This is a genomic window from Streptomyces sp. NPDC005483 (assembly GCF_040606035.1).
Lineage (GTDB): Bacteria > Actinomycetota > Actinomycetes > Streptomycetales > Streptomycetaceae > Streptomyces.
This window is the reverse complement of the sequence record NZ_JBEXEA010000011.1, coordinates 239,688-265,023: the sequence shown is the minus strand read 5'-3', so window position 1 is coordinate 265,023 and position 25,336 is coordinate 239,688. Positions and strand designations below refer to the sequence as shown.

At 71.0% G+C, this 25,336-nt stretch carries 24 protein-coding genes; 20 read left to right on the top strand and 4 right to left on the bottom strand.

Features of this window, described 5'->3' with window-relative positions; translation table 11 throughout:
* Nucleotides 1-5 precede the first annotated feature (5 nt).
* Both ABZT06_RS22975 and ABZT06_RS22970 read left to right on the top strand, forming a co-directional pair.
* Nucleotides 6-1,490, top strand: a complete 1,485-nt coding sequence (locus ABZT06_RS22975; RefSeq protein WP_355743748.1) for a gluconate:H+ symporter — start codon at nucleotides 6-8, stop codon at nucleotides 1,488-1,490.
* 230 nt (nucleotides 1,491-1,720) lie between these two features.
* Nucleotides 1,721-2,260, top strand: coding sequence for a hypothetical protein (locus ABZT06_RS22970; protein ID WP_355743745.1), 540 nt, complete (start codon nucleotides 1,721-1,723; stop codon nucleotides 2,258-2,260).
* A 13-nt stretch (nucleotides 2,261-2,273) separates the two neighbouring features.
* On the opposite strand, the gene ABZT06_RS22965 is transcribed toward ABZT06_RS22970, so the two are convergent.
* Entirely contained in the window at nucleotides 2,274-3,617 is a 1,344-nt protein-coding gene (locus ABZT06_RS22965) for a M14 family metallopeptidase (protein WP_355743742.1), read from the bottom strand.
* 342 nt (nucleotides 3,618-3,959) lie between these two features.
* On the opposite strand from ABZT06_RS22965, the gene ABZT06_RS22960 reads away from it, so the two are divergent.
* From ABZT06_RS22960 to ABZT06_RS22945, 4 genes are all read left to right on the top strand, one after another.
* Entirely contained in the window at nucleotides 3,960-7,031 is a 3,072-nt protein-coding gene (locus ABZT06_RS22960) for a LuxR C-terminal-related transcriptional regulator (RefSeq protein ID WP_355743740.1), read from the top strand.
* Between the two features lie 44 nt (nucleotides 7,032-7,075).
* Nucleotides 7,076-7,966: an MEDS domain-containing protein gene (locus tag ABZT06_RS22955; RefSeq protein WP_355743738.1), complete on the top strand. Its 891-nt coding sequence runs from the start codon at nucleotides 7,076-7,078 to the stop codon at nucleotides 7,964-7,966.
* Nucleotides 7,967-8,128: 162 nt separating this feature from the next.
* Nucleotides 8,129-8,536 carry an ATP-binding protein gene (locus ABZT06_RS22950; protein WP_355743735.1) on the top strand — a complete coding sequence of 136 codons (408 nt, stop codon included), beginning with the start codon at nucleotides 8,129-8,131 and terminating at the stop codon, nucleotides 8,534-8,536.
* A 57-nt stretch (nucleotides 8,537-8,593) separates the two neighbouring features.
* Nucleotides 8,594-9,910, top strand: coding sequence for an Nramp family divalent metal transporter (locus tag ABZT06_RS22945; protein WP_355743732.1), 1,317 nt, complete (start codon nucleotides 8,594-8,596; stop codon nucleotides 9,908-9,910).
* Here ABZT06_RS22945 and ABZT06_RS22940 read toward each other — a convergent pair.
* Together ABZT06_RS22940 and ABZT06_RS22935 are read right to left on the bottom strand one after the other, a co-directional pair.
* Complete coding sequence (locus tag ABZT06_RS22940; protein ID WP_355743729.1) at nucleotides 9,907-11,154, bottom strand: hypothetical protein; 1,248 nt, start codon at nucleotides 11,152-11,154, stop codon at nucleotides 9,907-9,909. The genes ABZT06_RS22945 and ABZT06_RS22940 overlap by 4 nt on opposite strands.
* A gap of 52 nt (nucleotides 11,155-11,206) precedes the next feature.
* A complete protein-coding gene (locus tag ABZT06_RS22935) occupies nucleotides 11,207-11,713 on the bottom strand; it encodes a SigE family RNA polymerase sigma factor (protein WP_355743726.1) in 507 nt (168 codons plus the stop codon).
* Nucleotides 11,714-11,839: 126 nt separating this feature from the next.
* Here ABZT06_RS22935 and ABZT06_RS22930 point away from each other — a divergent pair, with 126 nt between their 5' ends.
* Nucleotides 11,840-12,271, top strand: coding sequence for a hypothetical protein (locus ABZT06_RS22930; RefSeq protein ID WP_355743723.1), 432 nt, complete (start codon nucleotides 11,840-11,842; stop codon nucleotides 12,269-12,271).
* A gap of 513 nt (nucleotides 12,272-12,784) precedes the next feature.
* Here ABZT06_RS22930 and ABZT06_RS22925 read toward each other — a convergent pair.
* The gene (locus ABZT06_RS22925; RefSeq protein WP_355743720.1) at nucleotides 12,785-14,485 is read right to left on the bottom strand and encodes a glycoside hydrolase family 18 protein; all 1,701 of its coding nucleotides are present in this window, start codon (nucleotides 14,483-14,485) and stop codon (nucleotides 12,785-12,787) included.
* A 256-nt stretch (nucleotides 14,486-14,741) separates the two neighbouring features.
* Here ABZT06_RS22925 and ABZT06_RS22920 point away from each other — a divergent pair, with 256 nt between their 5' ends.
* From ABZT06_RS22920 to ABZT06_RS22860, 13 genes are all read left to right on the top strand, one after another.
* Nucleotides 14,742-15,623, top strand: a complete 882-nt coding sequence (locus ABZT06_RS22920; protein ID WP_355743717.1) for a hypothetical protein — start codon at nucleotides 14,742-14,744, stop codon at nucleotides 15,621-15,623.
* Between the two features lie 67 nt (nucleotides 15,624-15,690).
* Complete coding sequence (cpaB, locus tag ABZT06_RS22915; protein ID WP_355743715.1) at nucleotides 15,691-16,398, top strand: Flp pilus assembly protein CpaB; 708 nt, start codon at nucleotides 15,691-15,693, stop codon at nucleotides 16,396-16,398.
* A gap of 9 nt (nucleotides 16,399-16,407) precedes the next feature.
* On the top strand, nucleotides 16,408-17,658 hold the full coding sequence (locus ABZT06_RS22910; RefSeq protein ID WP_355743712.1) for an AAA family ATPase: 1,251 nt from the start codon (nucleotides 16,408-16,410) through the stop codon (nucleotides 17,656-17,658).
* Nucleotides 17,659-17,738: 80 nt separating this feature from the next.
* On the top strand, nucleotides 17,739-18,062 hold the full coding sequence (locus ABZT06_RS22905) for a pilus assembly protein (RefSeq protein WP_355743878.1): 324 nt from the start codon (nucleotides 17,739-17,741) through the stop codon (nucleotides 18,060-18,062).
* Between the two features lies 1 nt (nucleotide 18,063).
* The gene (locus tag ABZT06_RS22900; protein ID WP_355743709.1) at nucleotides 18,064-18,435 is read left to right on the top strand and encodes a TadE/TadG family type IV pilus assembly protein; all 372 of its coding nucleotides are present in this window, start codon (nucleotides 18,064-18,066) and stop codon (nucleotides 18,433-18,435) included.
* Nucleotides 18,436-18,449: 14 nt separating this feature from the next.
* Nucleotides 18,450-19,787, top strand: a complete 1,338-nt coding sequence (locus ABZT06_RS22895; protein WP_355743706.1) for a CpaF family protein — start codon at nucleotides 18,450-18,452, stop codon at nucleotides 19,785-19,787.
* A 21-nt stretch (nucleotides 19,788-19,808) separates the two neighbouring features.
* Nucleotides 19,809-20,753, top strand: a complete 945-nt coding sequence (locus ABZT06_RS22890; RefSeq protein WP_355743703.1) for a type II secretion system F family protein — start codon at nucleotides 19,809-19,811, stop codon at nucleotides 20,751-20,753.
* Between the two features lie 16 nt (nucleotides 20,754-20,769).
* Complete coding sequence (locus tag ABZT06_RS22885) at nucleotides 20,770-21,657, top strand: DUF5936 domain-containing protein (RefSeq protein ID WP_355743875.1); 888 nt, start codon at nucleotides 20,770-20,772, stop codon at nucleotides 21,655-21,657.
* Between the two features lie 167 nt (nucleotides 21,658-21,824).
* Nucleotides 21,825-23,018 (top strand): histidine kinase, encoded by a 1,194-nt coding sequence (locus ABZT06_RS22880; protein ID WP_355743872.1) that lies wholly within the window; start codon nucleotides 21,825-21,827, stop codon nucleotides 23,016-23,018.
* Between the two features lie 29 nt (nucleotides 23,019-23,047).
* Entirely contained in the window at nucleotides 23,048-23,848 is an 801-nt protein-coding gene (locus ABZT06_RS22875) for a response regulator transcription factor (RefSeq protein WP_355743700.1), read from the top strand.
* A 112-nt stretch (nucleotides 23,849-23,960) separates the two neighbouring features.
* Nucleotides 23,961-24,122 carry a hypothetical protein gene (locus ABZT06_RS22870; protein ID WP_167368204.1) on the top strand — a complete coding sequence of 54 codons (162 nt, stop codon included), beginning with the start codon at nucleotides 23,961-23,963 and terminating at the stop codon, nucleotides 24,120-24,122.
* A gap of 56 nt (nucleotides 24,123-24,178) precedes the next feature.
* Nucleotides 24,179-24,730 carry a pilus assembly protein TadG-related protein gene (locus ABZT06_RS22865; protein WP_355743696.1) on the top strand — a complete coding sequence of 184 codons (552 nt, stop codon included), beginning with the start codon at nucleotides 24,179-24,181 and terminating at the stop codon, nucleotides 24,728-24,730.
* 16 nt (nucleotides 24,731-24,746) lie between these two features.
* Nucleotides 24,747-25,328, top strand: a complete 582-nt coding sequence (locus tag ABZT06_RS22860) for a hypothetical protein (RefSeq protein WP_355743692.1) — start codon at nucleotides 24,747-24,749, stop codon at nucleotides 25,326-25,328.
* Nucleotides 25,329-25,336 lie beyond the last annotated feature (8 nt).

Sequence of the window (25,336 nt, the reverse complement as noted above, 5' to 3'; positions counted from 1 at the left end):
CCCCCATGTCGTCCTATCCGCTTCCGCTCGCCGCCACCGCCCCCGAGGCACCACCCCACACCGGTGGCCTGCTCCTCCTGATCGACGGCACCGCCGGTCTGCTGACCGTGGCCGCCATCGGCATCGCCCTGCTGCTCTTCCTGATCATCAAGGCGAGGCTCCAGCCCTTCGTCGCCCTGCTCGGCGTCTCCATAACCGTCGGCCTGCTCGCGGGTCTCTCGGTCACCGAACTCTTCGGCACGGTCCAGCGGTCGGACGCGGTGTCCACCATCGAGTCCGGGATGGGCGGCATCCTCGGCCATGTCGCGATCATCATCGGCCTGGGCACCATGCTCGGGGCGATCCTCGAAGTCAGCGGCGGAGCCGAGGTGTTGGCGTCCCGGCTGCTCAATCTCTTCGGGGAGAAGCGGGCGCCCCTCGCCATGGGCCTGACCGGTCTGATCTTCGGTGTCCCGGTCTTCTTCGACGTCGGCATCTTCGTCCTCGCGCCGATCGTGTACGCGGCGGCCAAGCGCAGCGGCAAGTCGATCCTGCTCTACTGTCTGCCGCTGCTGGCGGGCCTCTCCATGACCCACGCCTTCCTGCCCCCGCACCCCGGCCCGGTCGCGGCCGCCGGTCTGCTCCACGTGGACCTCGGCTGGGTGATCCTGATGGGCATCGTCTGCGGCATCCCGGCGGTGCTGGCCGCATGGGTGTACTCCGCGTGGGTCGGCCGCCGCATCTTCGTCGCCGTGCCGCAGGACATGGTGGAGGCGGCCGCGGAGGCCAAGCAGGCAGTGATCGAGGAGCAGCGGTCGCAGGGTGTCGTACCGCGCGAGGACCCCGTCCCCCTCGGCACGGTCCTCGGCATCATCGGTACGCCCCTGGTGCTGATCCTCGCCGCCACCTTCTCCTCGATCGCGCTCGACCCCTCGACGGGCCGCTCGGTGATCGAGTTCTTCGGCAGCCCCTTCGTGGCGCTGACCATCGCGCTGGTCCTCGCGTACTACCTGCTCGGCATCCGCCGCGGCTGGTCCCGCAAGTCACTGGAGACGGTGTCGACCGCCTCCCTCAAGCCGGTCGGCAACATCCTGCTCGTCGTCGGCGCGGGCGGCGTCTTCGGCGCGGTCCTCAAGGCCAGCGGGGTCGCCCAGGCACTCTCGGACACCTTCAACGACGTCGGCCTGCCGGTGCTCGTGCTGTCCTACCTGATCTCGGTCGTCCTGCGGGTGGCCCAGGGCTCTGCGACGGTCGCCATCGTCACCACGGCGGGCATCGTGGCGCCCCTGCTGTCCGAGGGCCAGCACTCCCAGGCCTTCGTGGCCCTCGTCATCATGGCGATCTCGGCCGGTTCCATCTTCGCCTCGCACGTCAACGACGGTGGCTTCTGGATGGTGGCCAAGTACTTCGGCATCAGCGAGCGGGACACACTGAAGACGTGGACCGTGCTGGAGACGGTGCTGTCGGTGGCGGGGTTCGTGATGGCCGCCGTACTGAGTGTCTTCGTGTAGGTGGTCCCGGAGGCTGCGCGGACCGTTGCTGCGGGCGGGACCCGGCGGGCCTCGTCCGCCGCGACTGCCCGCAGCGGCGGACTTTGGCCTCGCCCCACGTCAGCGGTGGAGTTCGTGGGGGCGGTGGGGCCACGTGTGTCCGTGGTGGTGCGGTAGCCCCATGTAGGCGTCCGGTAACGATGTTGGGGCCGGGTGTGCCGGGCACAGGATCGTCGACCATACTGCCCGCTGTGGAGCAGCGCATAGGTTCGAGCAGCAAGCCCCTGGAAGGCGCCGGGTTCGACCCGGCCTTCGTCCCCGGGCTCACCTCACCCGTGTCCGGCGAGACGGAGGACACCGAGCCGGCGGGCGCCGTCGAGGCCGCCGACACCCCGGAGCCCACGGCCACGGCGGAGGCCTCCGAGGAGGCCCAGGAGACCGCCGGGGAGGAAACCCCCGACGGCCCTGTCTTCGAGGCCTCCGACCGGCGCGCGAAGATCGTCGCCGACCACCGGGGCGTCCGCCTCTCCCTCGACGACCAGGCCTGCGAGTTCCGTTGGGACGAGATCGGCGCCGTGGAGACGGAGTCCCCGCGCTTCGGCAAGCGGTTCACCATCACGGTGCACACTCCCGACCGGCGCTGGTACCCGATCGAGATCGAGGCCGCGTCGAGGGCGAGTTTCGCCGAGTGGGACGAACAGCTCGACGCGGTCATGGACGAGTACTTCGAGGACGAGACGCCGGAGACGGACGAAGAGTCGTCCGAAGAGGCGTCCGAGAAGACTCCCTAGGGGCGCGGGGTCTTCAGCAGTACTGGGCCTGCTTCCCGATGGACCGGTACATGCAGTCGGAGTTCTCCAGCAGTTGCAGCACGGCGTCCCGGTTGCGCGAGGTCTCCCGCTCGATGACCTCGTCGGGCGGGTAGAAGCCGCCGCCGGAGCTGGACGACGGGTACATCTCGAAGGTGTACGAGAAGATTTTCTGCGTGCCCCAGAGGTAGTCGTCGATCGACCCGTCGGTGATGTACAGGTCGCTCGCCTGCTCCGCCGTGTAACCGTTGCTCGCGGCCATCTTCTGCCCGACCGCCTTGAACACGGCGTTGTCGTCCGCCGTCATCCCGGTCGCCGTGTCGGAGTACGTGTACCCGTAGGGCCACAGCACCAGTTCGCTGTACGTGTGGAAGTCGATGTTCGTCTTGATCTGCTGGACCCCGCCGACGACCCGGCTGCGCACGAAGTTCGCGACCACCTTGACCTCGGGCGCCGACTCCGCGGCCGGACCCCGGTAGGTCTCGGACGACGTCGAGCCGGACGAGCCGCCGCAGCAGCCCCAGCGGTAGGCCCAGTTGCGGTTGAGGTCGGTACCGACCGCCGAGGAACCGGAGTTGGGCTGCCGGTTCTTGCGCCAGGAGCGGTAGGAACCGGTGGCGATGTCGTACTCGCCGCCGTCCGGGTTGAGGTCGGGGATGATCCAGATCTCGCGGCTGTTCACCATGTTCGTGACCCGGGAGTCGGAGCCGTAGCCCGCGCCGAGTTCGCGCAGCAGGTACAGGGCCATCTCCACCGTGAGGTGTTCGCGGGCGTGCTGGTGGTGGGTGAACAGCACCTCGGGCTCGGCCTCGTCGGTCCCCACGTTGTCGCTGATCTTGATGGCGACGATGTCCCGGCCCTGGTACGACGTGCCGATGACCCGCTTGCTCATGATGTTCGGGTAGGCGGCGAGGCGCTGGTCGATCTCGGCGTTCATCTCGGCGTAGTTGTGGTAGCGCGAGTCGGCCGAGGGGAAGTCGTAGAGCCGCGCCCCGTCCTGCGCGGTCCGGTCCGGGGCGGTCCCCGACTCGGAGACCTCGTAGCCGAGTTGCCGCAGTTTCCTGATCTGGTCGGCGCGTCCGGAGACCACGACGGTCTCCTCGTCGGCCTCGTCCACCGTCACGCCCGTCTGCTGGATCGCCGTACGGGTCACGGGTGTCGTGTGCTGGTGGATCTCGTACTGGCGGACGTCCTCGGTGCTCGGTGCCGCCTTCGGGGCGCTGTCGGCGTTCGCGGAGAGCGGGGCCGCGAGGGCGAGGGTCATGAGGGAGGCGACGGCGGCGAGGGTGGCGTAGCGGGTGCCGCCGCGGGCGCCTGAACCGCGTGTGCGAAGTCGCATGAAGTCTCCTGTGTTCTCCGGGTTTTCCGGGATCTCCGGAAGTGGGGGAGTGGAGCGGGGGGTGTTTCAGCGAGTTCTGCGACGTGCTGCCGGTGCGGGTGGCCCGCCCATCGTGGGCTTGTGGCATGAGCAGGTCAAGAGTGAATAAAGTCGTCCTGGCGTGAACTGTGCGTTCCCTGTGGGTTCTTGACGTGCCGTAGGGGCCGCGCAGTGTACGCGGACCGGTGCGCCACCGCGTGGTCCCGGGAGAAGTACACCCGCGGGTGTGAGCGATGCGTGCATATAGGTGAGAGCCGGGATCACAGTGGGATCTCCGACCACACCCCGGAGGACTGGCTGATCATGCGGCACCTGCCGGTCGAGACGACCAGTTTCGTCGACCGGCGCCGTGAACAGGCCGCGGGTCGCGAACTGCTCACCCGCGCCCGCCTGGTCACGCTGACCGGCCCCGGCGGCGTCGGCAAGACCCGCCTCGCCGCACGCCTCGCGGCCCGCACGGAACGCACATTCCCCGACGGAGTCCGCTTCGTCCACCTCGCCGGGCTGCGTGACCCCGAACTGGTCCCGCTCGCCGTCGCCGACGCGCTCGGCCTCCACGACCACTCCGCGAGGCCGCCGTCGGAGGCACTCGTCGCCCATGTACGGGACCGCAAGGTGCTGCTGGTCCTCGACAACTGCGAACACCTGCTGCACGCCTGCGCCCACCTCGCGGCGGCGCTGCTGCACGGCACCACGGGGGTCCGGATCCTCGCGACCAGCCGGCACCGGCTCGGTCTCACCGAGGAGAACCTCCTCGACGTACGACCGCTGCCGGCCCCCGATCCGGACGGCGACCTGTCCGCGGCCGACGGCTACCCGGCGCTGGCCCTGTTCGCCGACCGGGCGGCCGCGGTCGTCCCCGGGTTCGCGCTCACCGCCGGCAACCGGGCCGCCGTGGCCCGTCTGTGCCGGCGGCTCGACGGACTGCCGCTCGCCATCGAACTCGCCGCGGTACGCATGCGCGTGCTCGGCGTGGAACAGCTCCTGGAACGCCTCGACGACCGCTACCGCCTCCTGACCTCCGGCAGCCCCGCGGCCCTGCCGCGCCACCGGACCCTGCGGGCCGCCGTCGACTGGAGCCACGAACTGTGCACCGGGCGAGAGCAGTTGGTCTGGGCGCGGCTCTCGGTCCCGGCCGGCGGCTTCGACCTCGAGACGGCGGAGGCGGTGTGCGCGGACGGCGACCTCGTCCAGGGCGCCGACGTCCTGGAAGCGGTCGCCGGGCTCGTGGACAAGTCCGTACTGTTCCGGGAGCCCGGGCCGGACGGGGTGCGGTACCGGCTCCTGGACACGTTGCGGCACTACGGCCTGGAGCGGCTGCGGGACATGGCGGGCGAGGAGCTCGCCACCCGGCGCCGGCACCGGGACTGGATACTGCGGCGGGCAGCCGCCTGCGAACGGGCCTGGTTCGGTCCCGGTCAGCGGGAGATCGTCGCCCGGCTCCGCGCGGACCAGGACAACCTGCGGGCGGCACTGGACTTCAGCCTGCCGAGGCCCGCCGCGGCGGTCCTCGGAGGGGCTCACGACGAGGACGCGCCGGGCGGAACGGCCCGCATGACAGCAGGACCCGCCGCGGACGCTCCCTCCGAGTCCCACTCCGCGCCCGGCTCCACGGCCCACGCCGCCGCAGCACCCCGTTTCGCGTCCGCCCCCGGCGCAGTGCACCAGCCCTCCGCGCGGGCCACCCCGTTCGAGCCCGGCGAGGGTGTCGTGCCGTCCCCCGCCGAGCCACGGTTCGCCGGAAACCCCGTCGCAGAGGCCTGGTCACCGTCCTACTTCACGGCCGGCCCCGCCGCTGCCTCCTCCCCCTCGGCCGCCCCGTTCGAGCCCCGCGAGGGTGTTCTGCCGCTCCCGGCCGACGCTCCCGCCGGGCTGCTGCGCGCCGCAATCCCCGTCGCGGAGGCCCACTCAGCGTCCGGCCCCGCCGCCGTGCCCCGCCCCGCCCCGCCGGCCGCCCCGTTCGAGCCCCGCGAGGGTGTTCTGCCGCTCCCGGCCGACGCTCCCGCCGGGCTGCTGCGTGCCGGAGCCCCCGTCGCGGAGGCCCACTCAGCGTCCGGCCTCGCCGCCGTGCCCCGCCCCGCCCCGCCGGCCGCCCCGTTCGAGCCCCGCGAGGGTGTTCTGCCGCCCCCGGCCGACGCTCCCGCCGGGCTGCTGCGCGCCGGAGCCCCCGTCGCGGAGGCCCACTCAGCGTCCGGCCTCGCCGCCGTGCCCCGCCCCACCTCGCCGGCCGCCCCCTCCGAGCCCCGCGAGGGCGGTGCTCCGACCCCCGCCGACGCCCTCGCCGGGCTGCGGCTCGCCGGAACCCTCTGGTTCTACTGGCACGCCTGCGGGGCTCCCCGCGAGGGCCGTCACTGGCTCGAGCGGGCCCTGGAGGCGAACCCGGAGCCGACTTCCGAACGGGCCCGCGGGCTCTGGGTGGCCGGGCTGCTCGCCGGGTGTCCCGAGGACCTCACCCGGGGACTGCGCCGGGCCGAGGACGCGCGGGAGCTGGCCCGCGGTCTCGGGGACGCCGCCGAAGCCGCCCACGCCGAGTACGTCATCGGCGTCATCCGGCTCTTCGCCGGCGAACTCCCCGCCGCGCTCGCCCACTTCGAGGCCGGTGTCGCCCGTGGCCCCGTACCCGGCCAGCACCTCAGCCTCGTCGGCCTGGACCAGGTCGAACTCGCCTGCGCCCTCGGTTTCCTGGGCCACGCCGACCGGGCCGTCGAGGTCTGCGAGAAGACCCTGCGGCTCTGCCACGAGCACGGCGAGGAATGGGTCCGCTCCTACGTGCTGCGCATGCTCGCCCTCGCCCACACCGTGAAACAGGACTGGCCGCGCGCCGAGCAGTACGCCCGCGAGGCCCTGCGGCTCAAACTCGCCGTCAACGACCTCATCGGCCTCGCCCTCACCCTCGACCTCACGGCCCGCATCGCCACCGAGCGCTCGGAGCACGAGCGGGCGGCCGTGCTCCTCGGCGGGGCCGACCGGGCCTGGGCCGCAGTCGACCAGGGGAGATGGGGTTCCGAGGCACTCAACTCCGTGCGGCGGGACACGGAGTGCCGGGCCGGGCGGGCCCTCGGCGCGACCGCGTTCAGCGCCGGGTACGACCGGGGCGCGGGCCTCACCCTCACCGAACTCGTCGGATACGCGCTCCAGGAACCCGGGCTCCCCGACGTGACGCCCCCGCCCGCACCGGACCGGCCCCAGGTCCGCCTCACCCCCCGGGAGGCCCAGGTCGCCGAACTCGTCGCCGAAGGACTCGCCAACCAGCAGATCGCGGACCGCCTCGTCATCGCCCGCCGCACCGCCGAGGGCCATGTCGAACGGATCCTCAACAAGCTCGGCTTCCACACGAGAACGCAGATCGCCACGTGGGTGACGGCTCAGCGCTGAGGACGTACGTCGCCCGACCCATCCACCCCACCGAAGGACCCTCCATGACCACCGCCTTCGACCACCGCATGGCCGGCTACGGCACCGACGAGGAATTCCTCGCCGCCGCCCTGCCCTTCCTCGCCGAAGCCCTCGACACCCCCGAGGAACCCCCGCCCACGGCCATCGCCTCCCCCCACAACCTCACCCTGCTCCGGGACGCCCTCGGCACGGACGCCCAGCACGTCACCCTCATCGACCACACCGACTGGTACACCGGCTCCGCCGCGAACGCGGTCGCGCAGGGCGCCGGTTACCTCGCGGCGCACGCCGGGCCCGGCGGCCGTATCCACCTCCTCATGGAACCCGTCTGGAACGGCAGGGCCGGCAGCACCCCCCGCGAGACCACCGAGTGGATCCGCTACGAAGCACTCGCCAACCTCCTCTTCGCGCCGCTCGCCACCACCGCCCTGTGCGCCTACGACAGCCGCACCGCGGGCCCCGCGATCATCGACGCGGCCCGCAGGGCCCACCCCGGCACCGGCGTGTACGAGGACCCCGTACGCCTCACCGCCGAACTGGACGCCGTGCCCCTCGCGCCGCCCCCGCCGGACGCGGAACTCCTCACCGACCTGGCCCCCGACGCCGTACGGCTGAAAGCGCAGGCCCGGGGTCTGGCGCCCGCCGACGCGGAGCTGTTCGCGACGGCCGTCGCCGAGGCGGCGGAGGCCGTGGGACAGCGGACCGGTACCGCGCTGCTGTGGGGACAGGACAGGCACTGCGTCTGCGAACTGCGCTCGCGGCGCCGGGTGGACGATCCCCTCGCCGGGTTCGTCCCGCCGGACGCCACCGACCTGGAACCCGGGCAGGGGCTCTGGTACGCGCGTCAGGTGTGTGCGTACGTCGACGTACGCGACCACCGGGACGGGGCGACCGTTCGACTGCGGTACGCGTAGCCGTACAGGTGTGGTGCAGGTATGGAATCAGGTAGTACTCCCCGTGTGCCCCGACCCCGCACGGGTCACCCTGAGAACATGCTGCAACTCTCCGGGGGCCACCTCCCGGACCCCGACCCTCGATACGCCGCCTATCCCCAACCCCCACTGGGAGCAGGTCACTTGAGTGTCGAGTACGACCCACGTCCGTCCGCCGTCCGCGAGGCCCGCGCCGAGGTGCGCAAGCAGTTGGAGGGGTGGGGGCTCACGGAGCGGGACGACCTGGTGGACACCGCCGAACTCCTGGTGAGCGAACTGGCCACCAACGCCCTCCTGCACTCGACGAGCCGCTTCACCCTCACCCTGTCCGCCGCGCACGGCGTGCTGCGCTGCGAGATCGCCGACTCCGACCGCGGTACCCCGCAGGTGCTGGACGCCGGGGTCGAGGAGAGCGGCCGCGGGATGTTCCTGGTGGCGGCGCTCGCCCTGCGCTGGGGCTGTCACCAGGACGGGGCGGGCAAGACGGTCTGGTTCGAACTGGGCACCTGCGGGGCCGGCGGCTGCGGTGGACGCCTCCCCGGGGTGCTCTGACTTCCTTCACGGCACGCCCTCTTGCCGGGCCGCGATCTTTAGGGTTTCTTGACCTTCATGGCGGACACCACGGACAAGACAGTGACCGGTGAGGCGAACTCCGTACCCCGCAAGTCCAGTTGGCGTCACATCGGCCCCGGGATCGTCGTCGCGGCGACCGGCGTCGGCGCCGGGGACCTGGTCGCCACGCTCATCGCGGGCAGCAACTTCGGCTACACCCTGCTGTGGGCCGCGGTGATCGGCTGTCTCGTCAAGATCTCCCTCGCGGAGGCCGCGGGGCGCTGGCATCTGTCCACCGGCAGCACCCTGTTCGACGGCTGGGCGAGCCTGGGCCGCTGGACCACCTGGTTCTTCGCCGTCTACGTGGTGATCTGGGGTTTCGTGTACGGCGCGGCGGCGATGTCGTCGAGCGCGCTGCCGCTCCAGGCCCTGTTCCCCGACGTGATGGACCTCGAATGGTGGGCCATCGCCTGCGGTCTGGTCGGCCTGGTCTTCGTCTGGTTCAACAAGTACGCGGTCTTCGAGAAGGTCATGACGGTCCTGGTGGGCGTCATGTTCGTGGTGACCGTGTACCTGGCGATCAGGGTCACCCCGAACCTGCCGGACGCCTTCGCCGGCCTCCTTCCCGTCCTGCCCGACGAGAAGGACTCCATCCTCAACACCCTCGGCCTGATCGGCGGCGTCGGCGGCACGATCACGCTCGCGGCGTACGGCTACTGGGTCAACGCCAAGGGGTGGACGAACACCGGCTGGATGAAGGTGATGCGCCTCGACAACCGGGTCGCCTACCTCACCACCGGCGTCTTCGTCGTCGCCATGCTCTTCGTCGGCGCGGAGCTGCTGCACTCGGCGAACGTGGCGATCGCGAGCGGCGACAAGGGGCTCATCCAGCTGAGCGACATCCTGGAGGACGAGTACGGCTCGGCGACCGCCACGTTCTTCCTCATCGGCTTCTTCGCCACGTCCTTCACCTCGCTGATCGGCGTCTGGCACGGGGTGAGCCTGATGTTCGCGGACTTCGTGGCGCGCTACCGCGACCGCGAGGGGGCAGCGGCCTCCGGCCAACAGGTCGCGTCCGGCTCGCGCGAGCGGTCCTGGCCCTTCCGGGCGTATCTGCTCTGGCTGACCTTCCCGCCGATGGTCCTCCTCTTCCAGGGCCAGCCCTTCCGCCTGGTCATCGTCTACGGCGTCCTCGGCGCGGCCTTCCTCCCCTTCCTGGCCGGCACCCTGATGTGGCTGCTGAACACCTCCCGCACGCCCAGGCAGTGGCGCAACGGTCCCCTGAGCAACGCCATGCTGGCGATCGCGGGCCTGCTGTTCCTGGTCCTGTGCGTGAAGCAGATCTGGGACCAGCCGTGGTCGGAGTTCTTCTAACTGCCGCTCCACCACCGGGCGTCGAGCGCCATCGCGCGCATCTGGGCGATGGTCAGCGCGGGGGCCTGACGGGTCGCGGGTTCGTTCTGGGTACCGGCGTTGAAGGCGCTGATCACCACGCGCCTGCCGTCGGCGCGCATGGTGTCGACGGTCCACATGACCTGGTCGTTGCCCTTGTCGCCGGGGCCTTGCTTGACGGCGACCCGGGTGCCGTCGGCCAGGGTCTCGGAGTCCGAGCCGAAGAGGTCACCGGCCGAGTCCAGCATGTCGGGCTGCACATTGACCTGGACCAGGCTTTCGCCCTTGCCGTCGTCGACCACCGCGTAGGCGAAGTCGCCGTCGTCGCCGCTCTTGCCGGTCACCTTCAGTCCCTTCGGCAGCAGGGCCAGCAGGTGGGTGCGGGCGTGCAGGTCGGAGCCGGGGAGCTCCGGCTCGGGCTGGGGCTCGGGGAGGGCGTTCGCCACGGTGCGCCACTCCTTCGCCGCCGCCAGCCGCGTCAGTTGAGCCGGGCTCAGCGGGGGATCGGTCCGGGTGACGGGCTTGTCCTTCTCGGCGGACGCGTTCCACTCGTGCACGGTGATGTGCTGACCCACCGGGGTGACCAGCTCGGCGGTCCAGAGCTTGGTGTCCACCCGGCGGTCGGGATACTCGTACCCCTGGAGCACGGTTACCACGGAGCCGTCGGCGAGCCGGCTCGTTCTGCAGGCGTCGTAGGGGATGTACACCCGGTCGGGGCACTGGGCCGCCTGCCGGGCCTCCGTACCGCCCGGCTGCACCCGGCCCACGGTGACCCCGATGGCCGCGGCGCCGTCGCCGTCGTCGAAGACGAGCCCGGCGGACGGCGCGGCCACCTTCCGGTCGTCGGTCGACTCGGTGCCCTGCCCGCGCTCGTCGCTGAAGTGGCCCTTGGGCAACAGGCTCTTGAAGGTCTCGATCATCTGCTCGCCGGTCGTGGGCGTGGCCGTGGCGCTCGGCTTCGGCTTGGTGGACGCTGTCACGGACGACGGCACGGCCTCGGCCGCCGTACCGCCCGGATGCAGGACCAGCGCCCCGCCCACGCAGGCGAGCACGACGCTCGCGGCGCCCCCGGCGACGGCGGCCCGCCGCGCCAGCCGCTTGCGCCGGCCCCGCACCGCGCCGCGCGCGGCGAGGGCCGTGCGGTCGGTCTCGAACCCGCCGCCGGTCTCGTGCAGGGCGACGGCGAGCCGCTCCTCGAAGGGGTCGTAGTGCTGGTCTGCGGACATGGGGCACCCACCGTTCGGGTTCGGTCGGACGAAAGGGAAGTAAGGGGGCCGGTCAGGGCCGGGCGTAGGCGCCGATGTCCTCGCCGAGGAGCGCGCGCAGCTGCTTGAGGGCTCGGGTGCAGCGCGTGCGGACAGCTGCCGCGCTGGCGTTCAGGACACTGGCGGTCTCCTCGATGGAGCGGTCCTCCCAGTAGCGCAGGACGACCACGGCCCGGTCCTTGGCGGGCAGTCGTGCGAGGGCGTCGAGCAGCGTCAGCCGCAGGGGCGTGTCGACACCGGCGGCCGCCACCTCCGGCAGGACGTCGGTCGCGCGCTCTCTGCTGCTGCGGCGGCGACGATGGGTCAGGAACACCCGGACCAGGACGGTCTGCGCGTACGCCGCGGGGTTGCCGACGCCGGAGATCCGGCTCCAGCGGACGTAGATCCGCCCGAGCGCCTCCTGCACCAGGTCCTCCGCGAGATGAGTGTCACCCGCGGTCAGCAGACAAGCCGACCGGTACAGATGTCCGGCCCGGGCAGCGGCGAACTCCGCGTACTCGTCCGCGCGGGCCTGTCTCATGTGCGTTCCCCCTGGTGCTGTGCGCCCCGGCCGTGGAAGAGGTCCTCACTTCAACTGACGCTGTGGGGCGGGGAGAATGTTTCACATGACCTGGAGACAGTCCGCGACGCGAGGGGACGGACACCGATGACCACCCCGCCACCGCCCGGCCGGCCCTACGGCGACCAGCCCCCGCCCCCTCCTCCGCCCCCGGCCCCGCCGACCGCGCCGCCACCGGGCTTCGGCCCGCCGCCCGCGCAGTACGGCTACGGCTACCCGCCGCCGCCCCCGCCCCCCGAGGGCCCGGAGTTCATGGCCGTCGACCGCCACAACTCCGTCGTCGTCGACTCCGCGGGCGTCGCCTTCGAGGACCACGGCCACTCCGCCGAGTTCCCCTGGCACGAGATCCGCAGCGTCCACTACAAGGCCGGCCCGAACGGCAAGACCCTGATGGTGGCCGTCATCCACCTCGACGGCCGCTTCTACGAGTGCGTCGTGGACGCGAAGACCCGGGACACCCTCGGCCGCTGGTTCGCGGGGCTGGCCCCGGTCCTGGGGTACTACCGGCCGTTGGTGTGAGGGGTGGACGCGAGGGTTCCTGGGCCACGAGGTGCGTGTCTGAGGTGACGGTGGTCGTGCGCTTCCTTCGTCGGCGCGAAGACCCGCGACACTATGGACCGCTGGTTCGCGGGGCCGGCGCCGGTCCTGGGGTACTACAAGCCTTTGGCGTGAGGGTGGACGCGAGGGTTCCGGGGCCATCAGGCGCGTGTCGGAGGTGACGGTGGTCGTGGGCTGCCTCCGTGTCCGGTCCGCCTTGGCGCCCGCTTCTCGCCGGTCCGCGTCACCCGGGGGCCGAGGGTGACGTCGTCCCGCGTCCGGGATCACCGCCTCTCGGTCCTCCCAGCCACCTCGTGCAGGGCCGCGGGTTCTCACCGCGCAGCCGCATCGGGAGCCACGACCACCCGGACCGCGCGACCGGCCCGTGCCTCCTCAGGGCACGGGCGGGCACACGCGGAGCCCGAGGGGGCGTGACGGGCCGGGAGGTCATGCCGGTCCTCCAGGGCGGCAACCCGGCCGCGTCCTGACCCCCGGCTACGGCAATCCGTGCACGTGCGGTCCCACCGTGTTGGACCAGGCATTGCCCGCCGCCGCGTCCCAGTTCGTCGACCAGGTCATGGCGCCGCGGAGGTCGGGGTAGGTCTTCGACGGCTTGAACGAGCCGCAACCCGTGCCCTTCGTCAGGCAGTCCAGCGCGTTGTTCACCACGGAGGGCGAGACATAGCCGCTGCCCGCCCCGCTCGTGGACGCCGGCAGACCCAACCCGACCTGGGACGGGGCCAGTCCGCCCTCCAGCTGGATGCAGGCGAGGGCGGTCAGGAAGTCCACCGAGCCCTGGGAGTAGACCTTGCCGTCGCAGCCCAGCATCGAACCGCTGTTGTAGTACTGCATGTTGACGACGGTGAGGATGTCCTTCACGTTCAGCGCGGTCTGGAAGTACGCGTTGGACGTGGACTGCATGTCGATCGTCTGGGGTGCCATCGTGAGGATCAGACCCGACCCCGCCTTTGCCGCGAGCGATCGCAACGCCTGTGACATGTAGGTCGGGTTGAGCCCGTTCTCCAGATCGATGTCGACGCCGTCGAAGCCGTACGTCTGCATCAGCGCGTACACCGAGTTCGCGAAATTGGCCGCCGATGTCGGGTCGCTCACCGACACCGTGCCGTTCTGGCCGCCCACGGAGACGACGACCTTCTTGCCCGCCGCCTGCTTCGCCTTGATGTCCGCCTTGAACTGGTCGACCGTGTACCCGCCGAGCCCGGCCGAGTCCAGGGTGAAGGTCACGGCACCCGGAGTCGTCGTCGCGTCCGCGAAGGCGACCGCGATGATGTCGTACTGCGACTGCACGGCCGACAGCCTCTGGACCGTCGCCCCGTTGTTGAAGTTCTGCCAGTACCCGGTGACCGCGTGCTTCGGCAGCGCGCCGCCTCCGTTGCCCGAAGTGGGGGTCGTCGTCCCCGTCACCGCGCCCGACTTACCGGACTCACCCGCCGAGTTGGTCGCCGTGACCTGGAAGCTGTACGACGTCGACGCGGCCAGCCCCGTCACGGTCGCCGACGTCCCGGTCACCGCCGTGACCTTCGTGCCGTTGCGGTACACGTTGTAGCCCGTCGCGCCCGACACCGTGTTCCAGGCGAGGGAGACGGACGAGGAGGACGTGCCGGAGACGGTGAGGCCGGCCGGTGCCGCCGGGACCGTGGGAAGGGGGTCACCTCCGCCGCCCCCGTCCGGGCCGTACACCGACACGTCGTCGGCGAGGTACGCGGCCTGGCCGTACCAGCCGTGCGTGTACACCGTCACCGAGCTCGTCGAGGCGCCCGTGGTGAAGGTGGTCGTCAGCTGCTTCCAGGAGGCGGAGTCCGGGGTCCAGGCCGACACGTCCGTCGTGCCGGTGCCGGTCGCGCCCAGGTAGGCGTAGCCGCCCTGCACCCAGGCGCTCAGCGTGTACGTCGCGTTCGGCTTCACGGCCACGGTCTGGACGCACTGGGCGTTGTCCTGTCCGGCCGGCGTCGCCTTCAGCGCGGCCGAGCCGCCGTGCACGGGGGAGGAGACGGTCGTGCCGCTGCTCGCCGAACAGGTCCAGTTGGTCAGGCCGGACTCGAAGCCGGCGTTCTTCGCGTTGTTGACGTCCGCGGCGGACGCCGGTCCCGCGACGCCGAGGGCGCCGCCCAGGGCGAGGGCAGCGGTGAGGACCGCGGTCCGGAACCGCGCCGGTTTTCTGCTGAGTATGGGCATGACAAGAGAGTTGGTCCAGACCAATCCCGCTGTCAAGGAGGATGTCGAGGATGGATGCACAACTGGCCTTTCTCTGGCCCGCGCACGTGGCAAGTGCGCCCCATCTGGGCGGTAATCGCCCGCTTTTGATCCGTCAGGCAGGCCAGGAAGTCACAGAATCGCTGTTCTCCGGCCATAGACCCGTGGTTACAGTGCTCAGGTAGTCACGCAGTGAAGTCGACCGGGTGCGCCGGAGTGATCCGTCGGACCCTCGGGCATGGGATACGGGGAGCTGCGCGTGCCAACTGCCATCGCAGTGACCGGCGCCGACATGGCGCTGCCGGCACAGGACGAGCGGACCCTGCCCGCCGTCGTGCTCGACGGCCTCGACCGGCAGCCGCTCGACCACTCGCTCGCCGCCCTCCAGACGCTGATCGACCAGCACGGCCATGTGATCGTCGTGTACTCCCGAGCCGTGCCCCCTGCGGTGGACCAGCGGCTGCGCACCGTGCGGTCCCTCCTCGAGAGCGACCGCATCGCCCTGTTCCAGCCCGAACTGCCACCCCTCGCGATCGCCGTCCTGGCCCGTCAGCTGAGACAGCTCGCCTCCTGCGACCTCAGCCCCGGCGTCCTCGCCTCGGCGGGGCGGCTGCTCACCCACTACCTCCACGCGGGCGCGCTCCTCGGCTCGGTGGCCAAGCTCGACCGGGTCCCCGTCGGGCTCAAGTCGCACGCCAAGTCGTGGGTGCCGGGCAGCCAGTTCGCCGTGCTCGCCCACCCCCAGCCGCAGCTCGTCAGGATCACCCCGGAGGCCACCCTCGCCGGTCCGGAGTTCGCCACCTCGATGCTGGTCGCCCGCGGCCAGCTGCAGTCCGACTGGGTCTCCGGGCACCTGGCCAAGTCCTGGCGGATCCAGGGGCTGCGCGAGACCCCGCTGCCCGCCGAGTCCGCCCCGTGGTGGGGCACCGGCAAGCTGATCGAGTTCTGCACCTTCCTGCCCGACCTGTCCGTCCTTTACCAACTGGTCACCTCGGTACGGCAGAACATCTGTCACTGGTGCGGTATCGACGTCATCGGAGACCGCTGCGTCTTCTGTTCGGCCACCGCACCGATGACGACCGTTCCTCAGCAGCACCGGCACCAACTGCCCGCCGGGTGAGCCGTACGCCGGATCGCCCCCGTCCCCGATTCCGCTCGACCGAGCCCCCCAACGAGGTCCACGGTTCATGAACTCCCGTCAGCGCCGCGGCGTGATACTCCTGCTCCTGTCGGTCCTGGGCGCCCTCGCGGCCTTCGCCGGCGTGCTCTCCGTCATCGACGACGTGAAGTCCAAGGTCGGCCCCGAGGTCACGGCGTACGAGGTCAAGGCGGACATCCAGCCCTACACCCGGCTCACCGCGGCGCAGTTCGAGAAGACCGAGATGCCCGAGCGCTGGCTGTCCGCCAACGCGGTCACCGACCTCGCCGCCCTCCGCGACAAGATCGCCGTGACGACCCTCAAGAAGGGCTCCCTGCTGCAGAGCGACATGATCGTCGACCAGCCCGCCCTGCAGCCCGGGCAGCAGGAGGTCGCCATCATGATCGACGCGGCGACCGGCGTCGCCGGCAAGATCACGCCGGGCTCCGCGGTCAACGTGTACGCCACCTTCGAGGGACAGAAGGAGGGCGACCCCGACCAGTCGAAGATCATCGTGACGAACGCCCGGGTCCTCGACGTGGGGGAGATCACGGCCCTCCAGCCCGACGCCGACGAGCGCACCCGCGCGGCCACCGACGCCGTCCCCATCACCTTCGCCCTCTCCGCCCTCGACGCCCAGCGCATCACGTACGCCGAGTCGTTCGCCAAGCGGGTCCGGCTCGCGCTGGTCGCGCCGGGCGAGACCGGGACCGTGCCCGAGCGGCAGCGCACGTACGAACTCGCGAAGGACAAGTGAGAGGCCGCCATGCCCACGAGGATCCTTCCGGCCGTCGGCGACGCGGACGCGGTCCGCTCCCTCACCACGCTGCTCAGCCAGCTCCCGGACGCCGAGCCCGTCGCCCCGGTCACCGACTCCACCCAGCTCATCGACACCCTGGCCCGCCTGGCGTCCGAGTCGATCGACGAGCTGCCGGAAGTGGTCGTCGTCCACGAGCGCATCGGTCCCGTCCCGGCCCTGGAGCTCATCCGCGAGGTCGCCCTGCGCTTCCCGGCCGTCGGCGTCATCCTCGTCACCTCCGACGTCAGCCCCGGCCTCTTCCAGGCCGCCATGGACTACGGCGCCCGCGGCCTCATCTCCCTCCCGCTCGGCTACGAGGAGCTCGCGACCCGCGTGCACGCCGTCGCCCAGTGGTCGACGGGCGTACGACGGCACCTGGGCGCCACCACCGACGTGTTCACCGGCATCGGCGGCACGGTCGTCACGGTCAGCGGCGCGAAGGGCGGCGTCGGCGCCACCACGACCGCCATCCAGCTCGCCCTCGCCGCCCAGGCCTCCGGCCGCGCCACCGCCCTGCTCGACATGGACCTCCAGACCGGCGACGTCGCCTCCTACCTGGACGTCCAGTTCCGCCGCTCGGTCGCCGACCTCGCCACCATCACCGACATCTCCCCGCGCGTCCTCGCCGACGCCGTGTTCGCCCACGACACCGGCCTCGCGCTGTTGCTCGCCCCCGGCGAGGGCGAACGAGGCGAGGAGGTCACCGAGCGCGCCGCCCGCCAGATCGTGAGCGCCCTGCGCTCCCGCTACGAGGTCGTCGTCGTGGATTGCGGGGCCCAGCTCAGCGGGGCGGGCGCCGCGGTCGTGGAGATGGCCGACACGGCCCTGCTGGTCACCACGCCGGACGTGGTCGCCGTACGCGGCGCCAAGCGTGCCGTACGCATGTGGGACCGGCTCCAGGTCCGCAAGGCCGAGGAGACCACCGTCGTCGTCAACCGCCACAGCCGCGGTACGGAGATCCAGCCCGCGCTCATCCAGAAGATCACCGGCACGGGCGTCGCGGCGACCGTGGTCCCGGCGAACTTCAAGGAGCTCCAGGGCGCGGTGGACGCGGGCCGGGTCCACGAACTCGACGCCAAGGGCACGGTCAAGCAGGCCCTGTGGACGCTCGCCGGTGAACTGGGCCTGGTCAAGGGCACCGAGGCGAACTCCCATCGCAACGGGGGGCGGGAGCGGGGGGCGTTGGCCTTCCGGCGGCGCAGGGAGCTGGGGAGGTGAGCGCGGTGGATCTCCGGGGGTTCCGGCGGTTTCCGCGGTTCCGGCGGGACGACGGCCAGGTGACCATCGAGTTCCTGGGGATGACCCCGCTGATCCTGATCACGCTGGTGTTGCTGTGGCAGTTCGTGCTGCTGGGGTACACCTTCACGCTGGCGGGGAATGCTGCGGACGAGGCGGTACGGGCCGCGACGGCGGCGGCGCCGGGGGAGCGGGAGGCCGCGTGCGAACAGGCGGGACTCGACAAGCTGCCCGGCGCCTGGAGCGGCCGGGTCAGCTGCAGCACCGGCGGCGGATACGTCACGGCCGATGTCCACCTCGACGTCCCCGTCCTGTTCCCGGGCACGATCGCCTTCCCCTTCCAGGTCGACGGACACGCGGGCGCCGTGGAGGAGGACAGGGACTGAGATGCCGTACTCCGGAGAGAACCGAGCACACCGCGACCGGAACCGGGACCGCGGCCAGGTCGCCCTCGAATACCTCGGCTTCATCCCGATCCTGATCCTCGTCGCCATGGCCGGCGTGCAGATCGGGCTCATCGCCTACACCGCCCAGCAGGCCGGTACGGCGGCCAGGGCCGGGGCGCGGGCCGCCTCGCTGGACCTGAGCGCGCAGGAAGGCTGTGTGAACGCGATCAGTGACTGGCTGTCCGTCGGCTGCGCCGAGGGCGGGGGCGGCGACTCGGTCACCGTCACCGCCACCGTCCAGATCCCGTCGATCGTCCCCGGCTGGAGCTTCGACCCCGCCGTCAAGACCGCCACCATGCCGCTCGACCACTGAACGAGGTGCCCCCCATGAGCCTGCGGTCCCGCATCAACACCCCCGAGGAGAACGGCAGCCGGGGTGAGGACGGCCACATGGTCTCCTCCTACCGGGCCAAGCTCCTCGAGGAGATCGACCTCGCGGAGATGAGCTCGCTGGCGGCGGCCGAGCGCCGGGCCCGCCTCGAGCGGGTGCTCGGGCACATCATCAGCCGTGAGGGTCCGGTCCTGTCGACGGTCGAACGCTCCCAGCTGATCCGTCGGGTGGTAGACGAGGCGCTGGGCCTCGGCATCCTCGAGCCGCTGCTCGAAGACGCGTCCATCACCGAGATCATGGTCAACGGCCCCGACTCGATCTTCGTCGAACGCGCCGGCCGTGTCGAGCAGTTGCCGCTGCGCTTCCCCTCCCACGACCAGCTGATGCAGACCATCGAGCGCATCGTCTCCACGGTCAACCGGCGCGTGGACGAGACGAACCCGATGGTCGACGCGCGCCTCCCGTCCGGCGAGCGCGTGAACGTCATCATCCCGCCGCTCTCCCTGACCGGCGCGATCCTCACCATCCGCCGCTTCCCCCGCTCCTACACACTGCAGGAGCTGGTCGGCTTCGGCTCGCTCGACGAGAACATGCTGTACCTGCTGGCCGGCCTGGTGCAGGCGCGCTTCAACATCATCGTGTCGGGCGCCACGGGCACCGGAAAGACGACCCTGCTCAACGCCCTGTCCGGGCTCATACCGGAGGGCGACCGGATCATCACCATCGAGGACTCCGCCGAACTCCAGCTCCAGCAACGCCACGTGGTCCGTCTGGAGTCGCGCCCGCCGAACGTGGAGGGCCAGGGCCGGATCACCATCCGCGACCTGGTCCGCAACTCCCTGCGCATGCGCCCCGACCGGATCGTGGTCGGTGAGGTCCGCGGCGGCGAGTCCCTGGACATGCTCCAGGCGATGTCGACGGGCCACGACGGCTCCCTCGCCACCGTGCACGCCAACAGCGCGGAGGACGCGCTGATGCGGCTGAAGACCCTGGCCTCGATGTCGGAGGTGGAGATCCCCTTCGAGGCGCTGCACGACCAGATCAACAGCGCCGTCGACGTGATCATCCAGCTCACCCGGTTCGCCGACGGCGCCCGCCGCATCACCGAGATCGCCCTGCTCGAGAGCAACGGCAGCGAGCCGTACCGCCTGGTGACGGTGGCCCGCTTCGACGCCCAGCCCATGGCGGCGGACGGCCGGATCTACGGCCGGTTCGAGTACTTCCCGCTTCCGCGCCGTACCGTCGACCGCCTCTACATGGCGAGCCAGCCCACCCCCCAGGCCTTCGGGGTGGCCCAGTCCGCGAATCAGTTGGCCATCCGAGAAGCCAGGTAGGAACAGGTAGGACGCACCCTCATGGACCTGCAGACCCTAGTCACGCTCACCATCGGCGTCACGCTGCTGACGTGCGCGCTCGCCGTCGTGGGCGTCCACTTCTACGCCAGGGGGCGGGCGCAGCGGGCGGCACTGGTCGACCGGTTGTCGGCCGCGGGCCAGGTGCCGTACACCGGCCGCCGCAGGCACTTCCGCGACCTGGACCGGCGGCTGCGCCGCACCCGGCTCGGCCGGGAGCTGGAACTGCGGCTGGCGGCGACGGGTCTCGACGTGACGCCGGGCGAGTTCTTCGCGGCGATGATCGGGCTCGTCGGGGGCCTGTGGCTGATCGGCCAGGCGATGCTGGCGCCCTTCTTCGGCCCGCTGGCCGGCCTTGCGGGCGTGTGGGCGGCGGTGCAGTTCCTCAACTGGCAGCGCCAGAAGCGCATCGAGAAGTTCATCAACCAACTCCCCGAACTGGCCCGCATCCTGGCCAACGCCACCCACGCCGGCCTCGCCCTGCGCACCGCGATCGGCATGGCGGCGGAGGAGCTGGAGGCGCCGGCCGGGGAGGAACTGGCGAACGTGGCGAACCAGTTGGCGGTGGGTGTGGCGATGGAGGACGCGCTCGACGAGATGGCGAAGCGGCTGCCGTCCCGGGAACTGGTGGTCCTGGTGACGACCCTGGTGCTGTCGAACCGGGCCGGCGGACAGGTGGTCAGTGCCCTGCGCAACCTGACCGAAACCCTGGAGGAGCGCAAGGAGACGCGGCGCGAGGTCCGCACCCAGCTCTCCCAGGTGAACATGACGTCGTACGCGGTCCCGGTCCTGGGCATCGGCTCGCTGTTCCTGATGAACGGCGTGAAGGACGGCGCGCTGGAGCGGATGACGGGCTCGCCGCTCGGCCAGGGCGCGGTGATCATCGCGTTCGCGCTCTACGCGGTGGGATTCATCCTGATCCGCCGCCTGTCACGGATCGACGTCTGAGGAGGGGGTGGCTGTGATCGCATTCGGGCTGGCCCTGTTGATGGCCGTGAGCGTGTGGGGCGTCTTCGCCGGCCTCCGCATGTACCGGGCGGAGGCGAAACTGCCCAGCGACCTGGTCCTGGCACTGGAGGTCGGCTCGACCCGCACCGGCGCGGTCGACTCCCTGATCGACCGGATGGGCATGCGCTACGCCCCCGCGGTCCTTCGCCTGATGGGCCCCAAACAGGTGGCGAAGTACCGCCGCAAGATCGACCTGGCGGGCAACCCGGGCGGCCTGACCATCAACCGCTACGCGGCCCGCAGGGCGGTGTACGGCTTCCTCGGCGCCCTGGGTTTCCTGGTGTTCCTGCTGCGGGGGCAGGTGCTGGTGGCGTTGCTGCTCCTGGCCTTCGGGGCGTTCTGGACGGAGGTCGGCATCTGGTCGGCGATCCGGGTCAGGAAGGACGTCATCGAGCGCACGCTCCCCGACTTCCTGGACGTGCTGGCGGTGGTGGTGAGCGCGGGCCTGGGCTTCCGCCAGGCCCTGGACCGGGTGGCCTCCAAGTACGAGGGCCCCTGGGCCGACGAACTGCGCATCACGCTCCGCCAGATGGACCTCGGCATGAGCCGCCGCCAGGCCTTCGCGGAGCTGCGCCGCCGCAACGACTCCGAACAGGTCGCGATGTTCGTGACGGCACTCCAGCAGGGCGAGGAACTGGGCGCGCCCATCGTGGACACCCTGGTCTCCCTGGCCAAGGACATGCGCCGCACGGACGCCCAGAACGCCCGCCGCAAGGCCGCCCGCGCGGTCCCCAAGGCCACCATGATGATCACCACCTTCATGGTCCCGGCCACGATGCTCCTGCTGGCCGCGGGGCTCCTGCTCGGCTCGGGCACCGACTTCGGCTCGGTCACGGGGAAGTAGGGGGGCGGGGGGTGTCCATGACGGGTGCGCGGAGGGTGGGGCGACGGCCCGGCGGGGTGGTGCGAAGGCCGGTGCATTCGATCGGAGGCGCGGCCGCCGATGGTGCTCAGCCGGTGACGGGGCCACCCGCACCCACACTGGACATCCAGGTCAACGCCCTCCAGGCCATGTGCCGCCAGGTCTTCGGCTTCCGTCTGGCGATGATCGCCCTGGCCGCGCCCGCCGCCCTCCTCAACGCCAACCCCGGCCTCGGCACCCGCCTCGTCGGCGCCGCGGTGGTCGTCACCTTCATGGTCTCGTACGCCCTCTTCAGGGACTGGGAACGCTTCGGCCCCCTCCTCCTGCGCCACCCCACCCTGCTCGCCGCGGACACCCTTTTCGCCAGCCTCCTGCTGATCTCCGCGGGCCCCGACACCACGCTCGCCTACGTCAGTGTCTGCACCCCCCTCCTCGCCGGCATCGCGTACAGCTGGCGGGGCGCCGCGGTCTTCGCGTCCCTCCAGTCACTGATCCTTCTGCTGGCCCAGACGGCCCTCCCGCACCCGAACACCACCCCCGCCGACTTCCTTCTCCTCCCCGGCTTCTGCGTGATCACGGGCGCGGTCGGCTCCACCCTGCGCAACCTCCTGCTCCGCTTCGGCACCGCGACCCAGGCCCTCACCGCGATGAAGGCACGCCTGGCGGTGACGGAGGCGATCGGCGAGGAACGGGCGCGTCTGGCGAGGGAGATGCACGACTCGGTGGCGAAGACCCTCCACGGGGTGGCCCTGGCGGCCGAGGGCCTGGCAGCTTCCGCGGCAGCCCCCACCCCGGACCCGGACCTGCTGAAACAGCAGGCCGAACTCGTGGCCCGGGCGGCCCGCAGAGCGGCGACGGAGTCCCGCGAACTCCTCACGGACCTGCGCCGGGACACGGCCCCCACGACGGACGTACTCGAAGAACTGGCCGCCCGCACAAGGGACTTCAGCGCCCGTACGACCATCCCCGCGACCTACCGGCCCCCCACCCGCCCTCACCCCACCCTCGCCGTCCCCCACCCCGTGGCCCGCCAACTCCTCTCCATCACCGAGGAGGCGATGGAGAACGCCCACCGGCACGCCGAGGCCACCCGCGTCGACGTCACGGCGGACATCGACCCCGACCACGAACTGCTCAGCATCAGCGTCCGGGACGACGGCCGCGGGCTCCCCCCGGACACCACCCTCGACGCACTCCGCCGCTCCGGCCACTTCGGCCTGGTCGGCATGGTGGAACGCGCCGAGTCGGTGGGCGCCCGTCTCCACATCGGCGAGGGCGCGGACGCCAGGGGCACGGAAGTGCTCCTGCAACTGCCCCTGTCACCCGAGAAGTCGAACCGATGACCCCCCACCCCACGAGAGGAGGCCGTGCCATGCCGGACGACCCCCAGCACTCCTCCACCCCGCCGATCGCGCTGTTCCCGACGGCCCCGGCCACCCCCGTCCGGATCGTCGTCGCCGACGACAACCCGGTGGTCCGAGCGGGCCTCACCGCCCTCCTCTCGGGCCGCCCGGACATCACGGTCGTGGCGGAGGCGGCGGACGGCCGGGAAGCCTACGAGGCCGCGACCCTGCACCACCCGGACGTGGTCCTCCTCGACGTCCGGATGCCGGGCGTGGACGGCATCTCGGCGCTCCCGTACCTCGTGCCGATCGCCCCGGTGCTGATGCTCACGTACAGCGGCGAACCGGAGACGGTCCGGGAGGCGCTGCGCAGGGGAGCCGACGGCTACCTCGTCCACGGCGAGTTCACGGCGGACCAGCTCGCCTCGGCCGTACGGGACACCGCGCGGGGCCGCACCCACCTCACCCCCACGGCGGCGGGCGCCCTACTGACCCACCTACGCGATGCGAATGCACACGCCGCACCCCATCTCCCCTTACCTGCAAAGCCAATTCCCCTCAAAGGGCTTTCGCAACTGCAACCATCTATGGCACAGTCGTCATCATCGGACAGGTCGAGTTTCCAACTCAGCGCGAGGGAGGCGGAGATCATGGACCTCATCGCATCCGGCATGACCAACCAGCAGATCGCCGCCGCCTGCTTCATCAGCGAGAAGACGGTCAAGAACCACATCAACCGCATCTTCGCCAAGCTCCACAGCACGAGCCGCTCCGAGGCCGCCGCCAAGTGGCTGGGCACGGCGCCGAGTCCGGGCCGAGGGGTGGGGTGAGCCGTGCCGATGCGAGGTTGGGCCCGGATTTGGGCCCAGGGGCCCTGCGCCGATCGGGATCCGCAGGTCTACGTTCCGGTGGTCGATGGCGGCGACACCGAAGGGTCACACGATGAGCAACCGGTTCAACGACGACAAGGGTCAGACCGCGGTCGAGTACCTGGGCATCATCGCGGTGGTGGTGGCGATCGTGCTGGCGATCACGGGGACGGACATCGGCAACACGATCTACACCGCGATCGTGGACAAGGTCAACGAAGTCATCAGCGGCTGACCGGGCTTCGCAGTCACGACGACGCAGGGCAGGCTTTCCCCATCTACATCACGGTGGTGGCGGGCCTGCTCTTTCTCGCGTTCGCCTTCCTGGCGGTCGGACAGGCCGCGGCCAACCGGAACGGCGCCCAGACGGCGGCCGACGCCGCGGCGCTGGCAGCGGCCCTGGACACGCGGGACAAGCTCACCGACAAGTGGGTGGAGAACGTCCTCGATCCCACCAAGTGGCAGGACATCTTCGACGGCGTGGGAGTGGACTTCGACGGTTGCGCACGGGCAGACGAACTGGCCGCGCAGAACGACGCCACCACTGTGGACTGCCAATCGCTCCCGGGGCTGCTTCCGGGCTACAAGGTCGATGTCAAGACGAACAAGACCGTCGGTGATTCCATAGTCCCCGGAGTCGAGGGCAAGCAGTCGACCCAGTCCGCCACGGCGGTCATAGAACCGATCTGCGGGTTCAAACCGCCTGGCGAAGACGCGGAAGCGTTGCCAAAGCTCACCTGCAAGGGCGACGTCGAGTGGACCCTGGACCCGCACGACCTAACGGATCTGCCCGGACCGGAGGACCTCTTCGACGTCCACCTGGCACAAGCGAACGACGAGTGACGAAGGAAGCGGAGTGATGAGCATTCGGTTCACGGCGAAGGCCCGCAGGGGGATGGTCGCGTTGACGATCGTGGCCGGACTGGCCGTCGGTGTGGCCGGTTGCAGTGGTGGAGGGGACGACGACAAGAAGCCGGAGACGCCGGCGTCGGCCTCCCGCACGGGCGGCTCCGACCCGAGTACTCAGGAAGGCGAGTCCGACGAGCCGATGGCGGAGCTGAAGGGTTCGAGCGGGCTGCTGCTCCAGATCACCTCGGCCACGCGCGACGCCGGCGGCTTCGTCACGGTCAACGGCAACCTGAAGAACGACGGTTCCAAGCGCATCACCATCCCCCCCGCGGTGCGCGGAGACGAGACGGAGATCCTCCGGCACGGCATGTCACTCGGGGGCGCGACCCTGGTGGACGCCACGTCGAAGAAGCGCTACTACGTGCTGCGCGACACGGACGGACGACCGCTGACGACGACCGGCTTCTCGTCGCTGCAACCCGGCGAATCCCTGGCCGTCTTCGTCCAGTTCCCGGCCCCGCCGACCAGCACGACCGACGTCACCTTCCAGCTCCCCACCTTCGCCTCCGCCACCATCCAGATCTCCGGATGACGCCCACC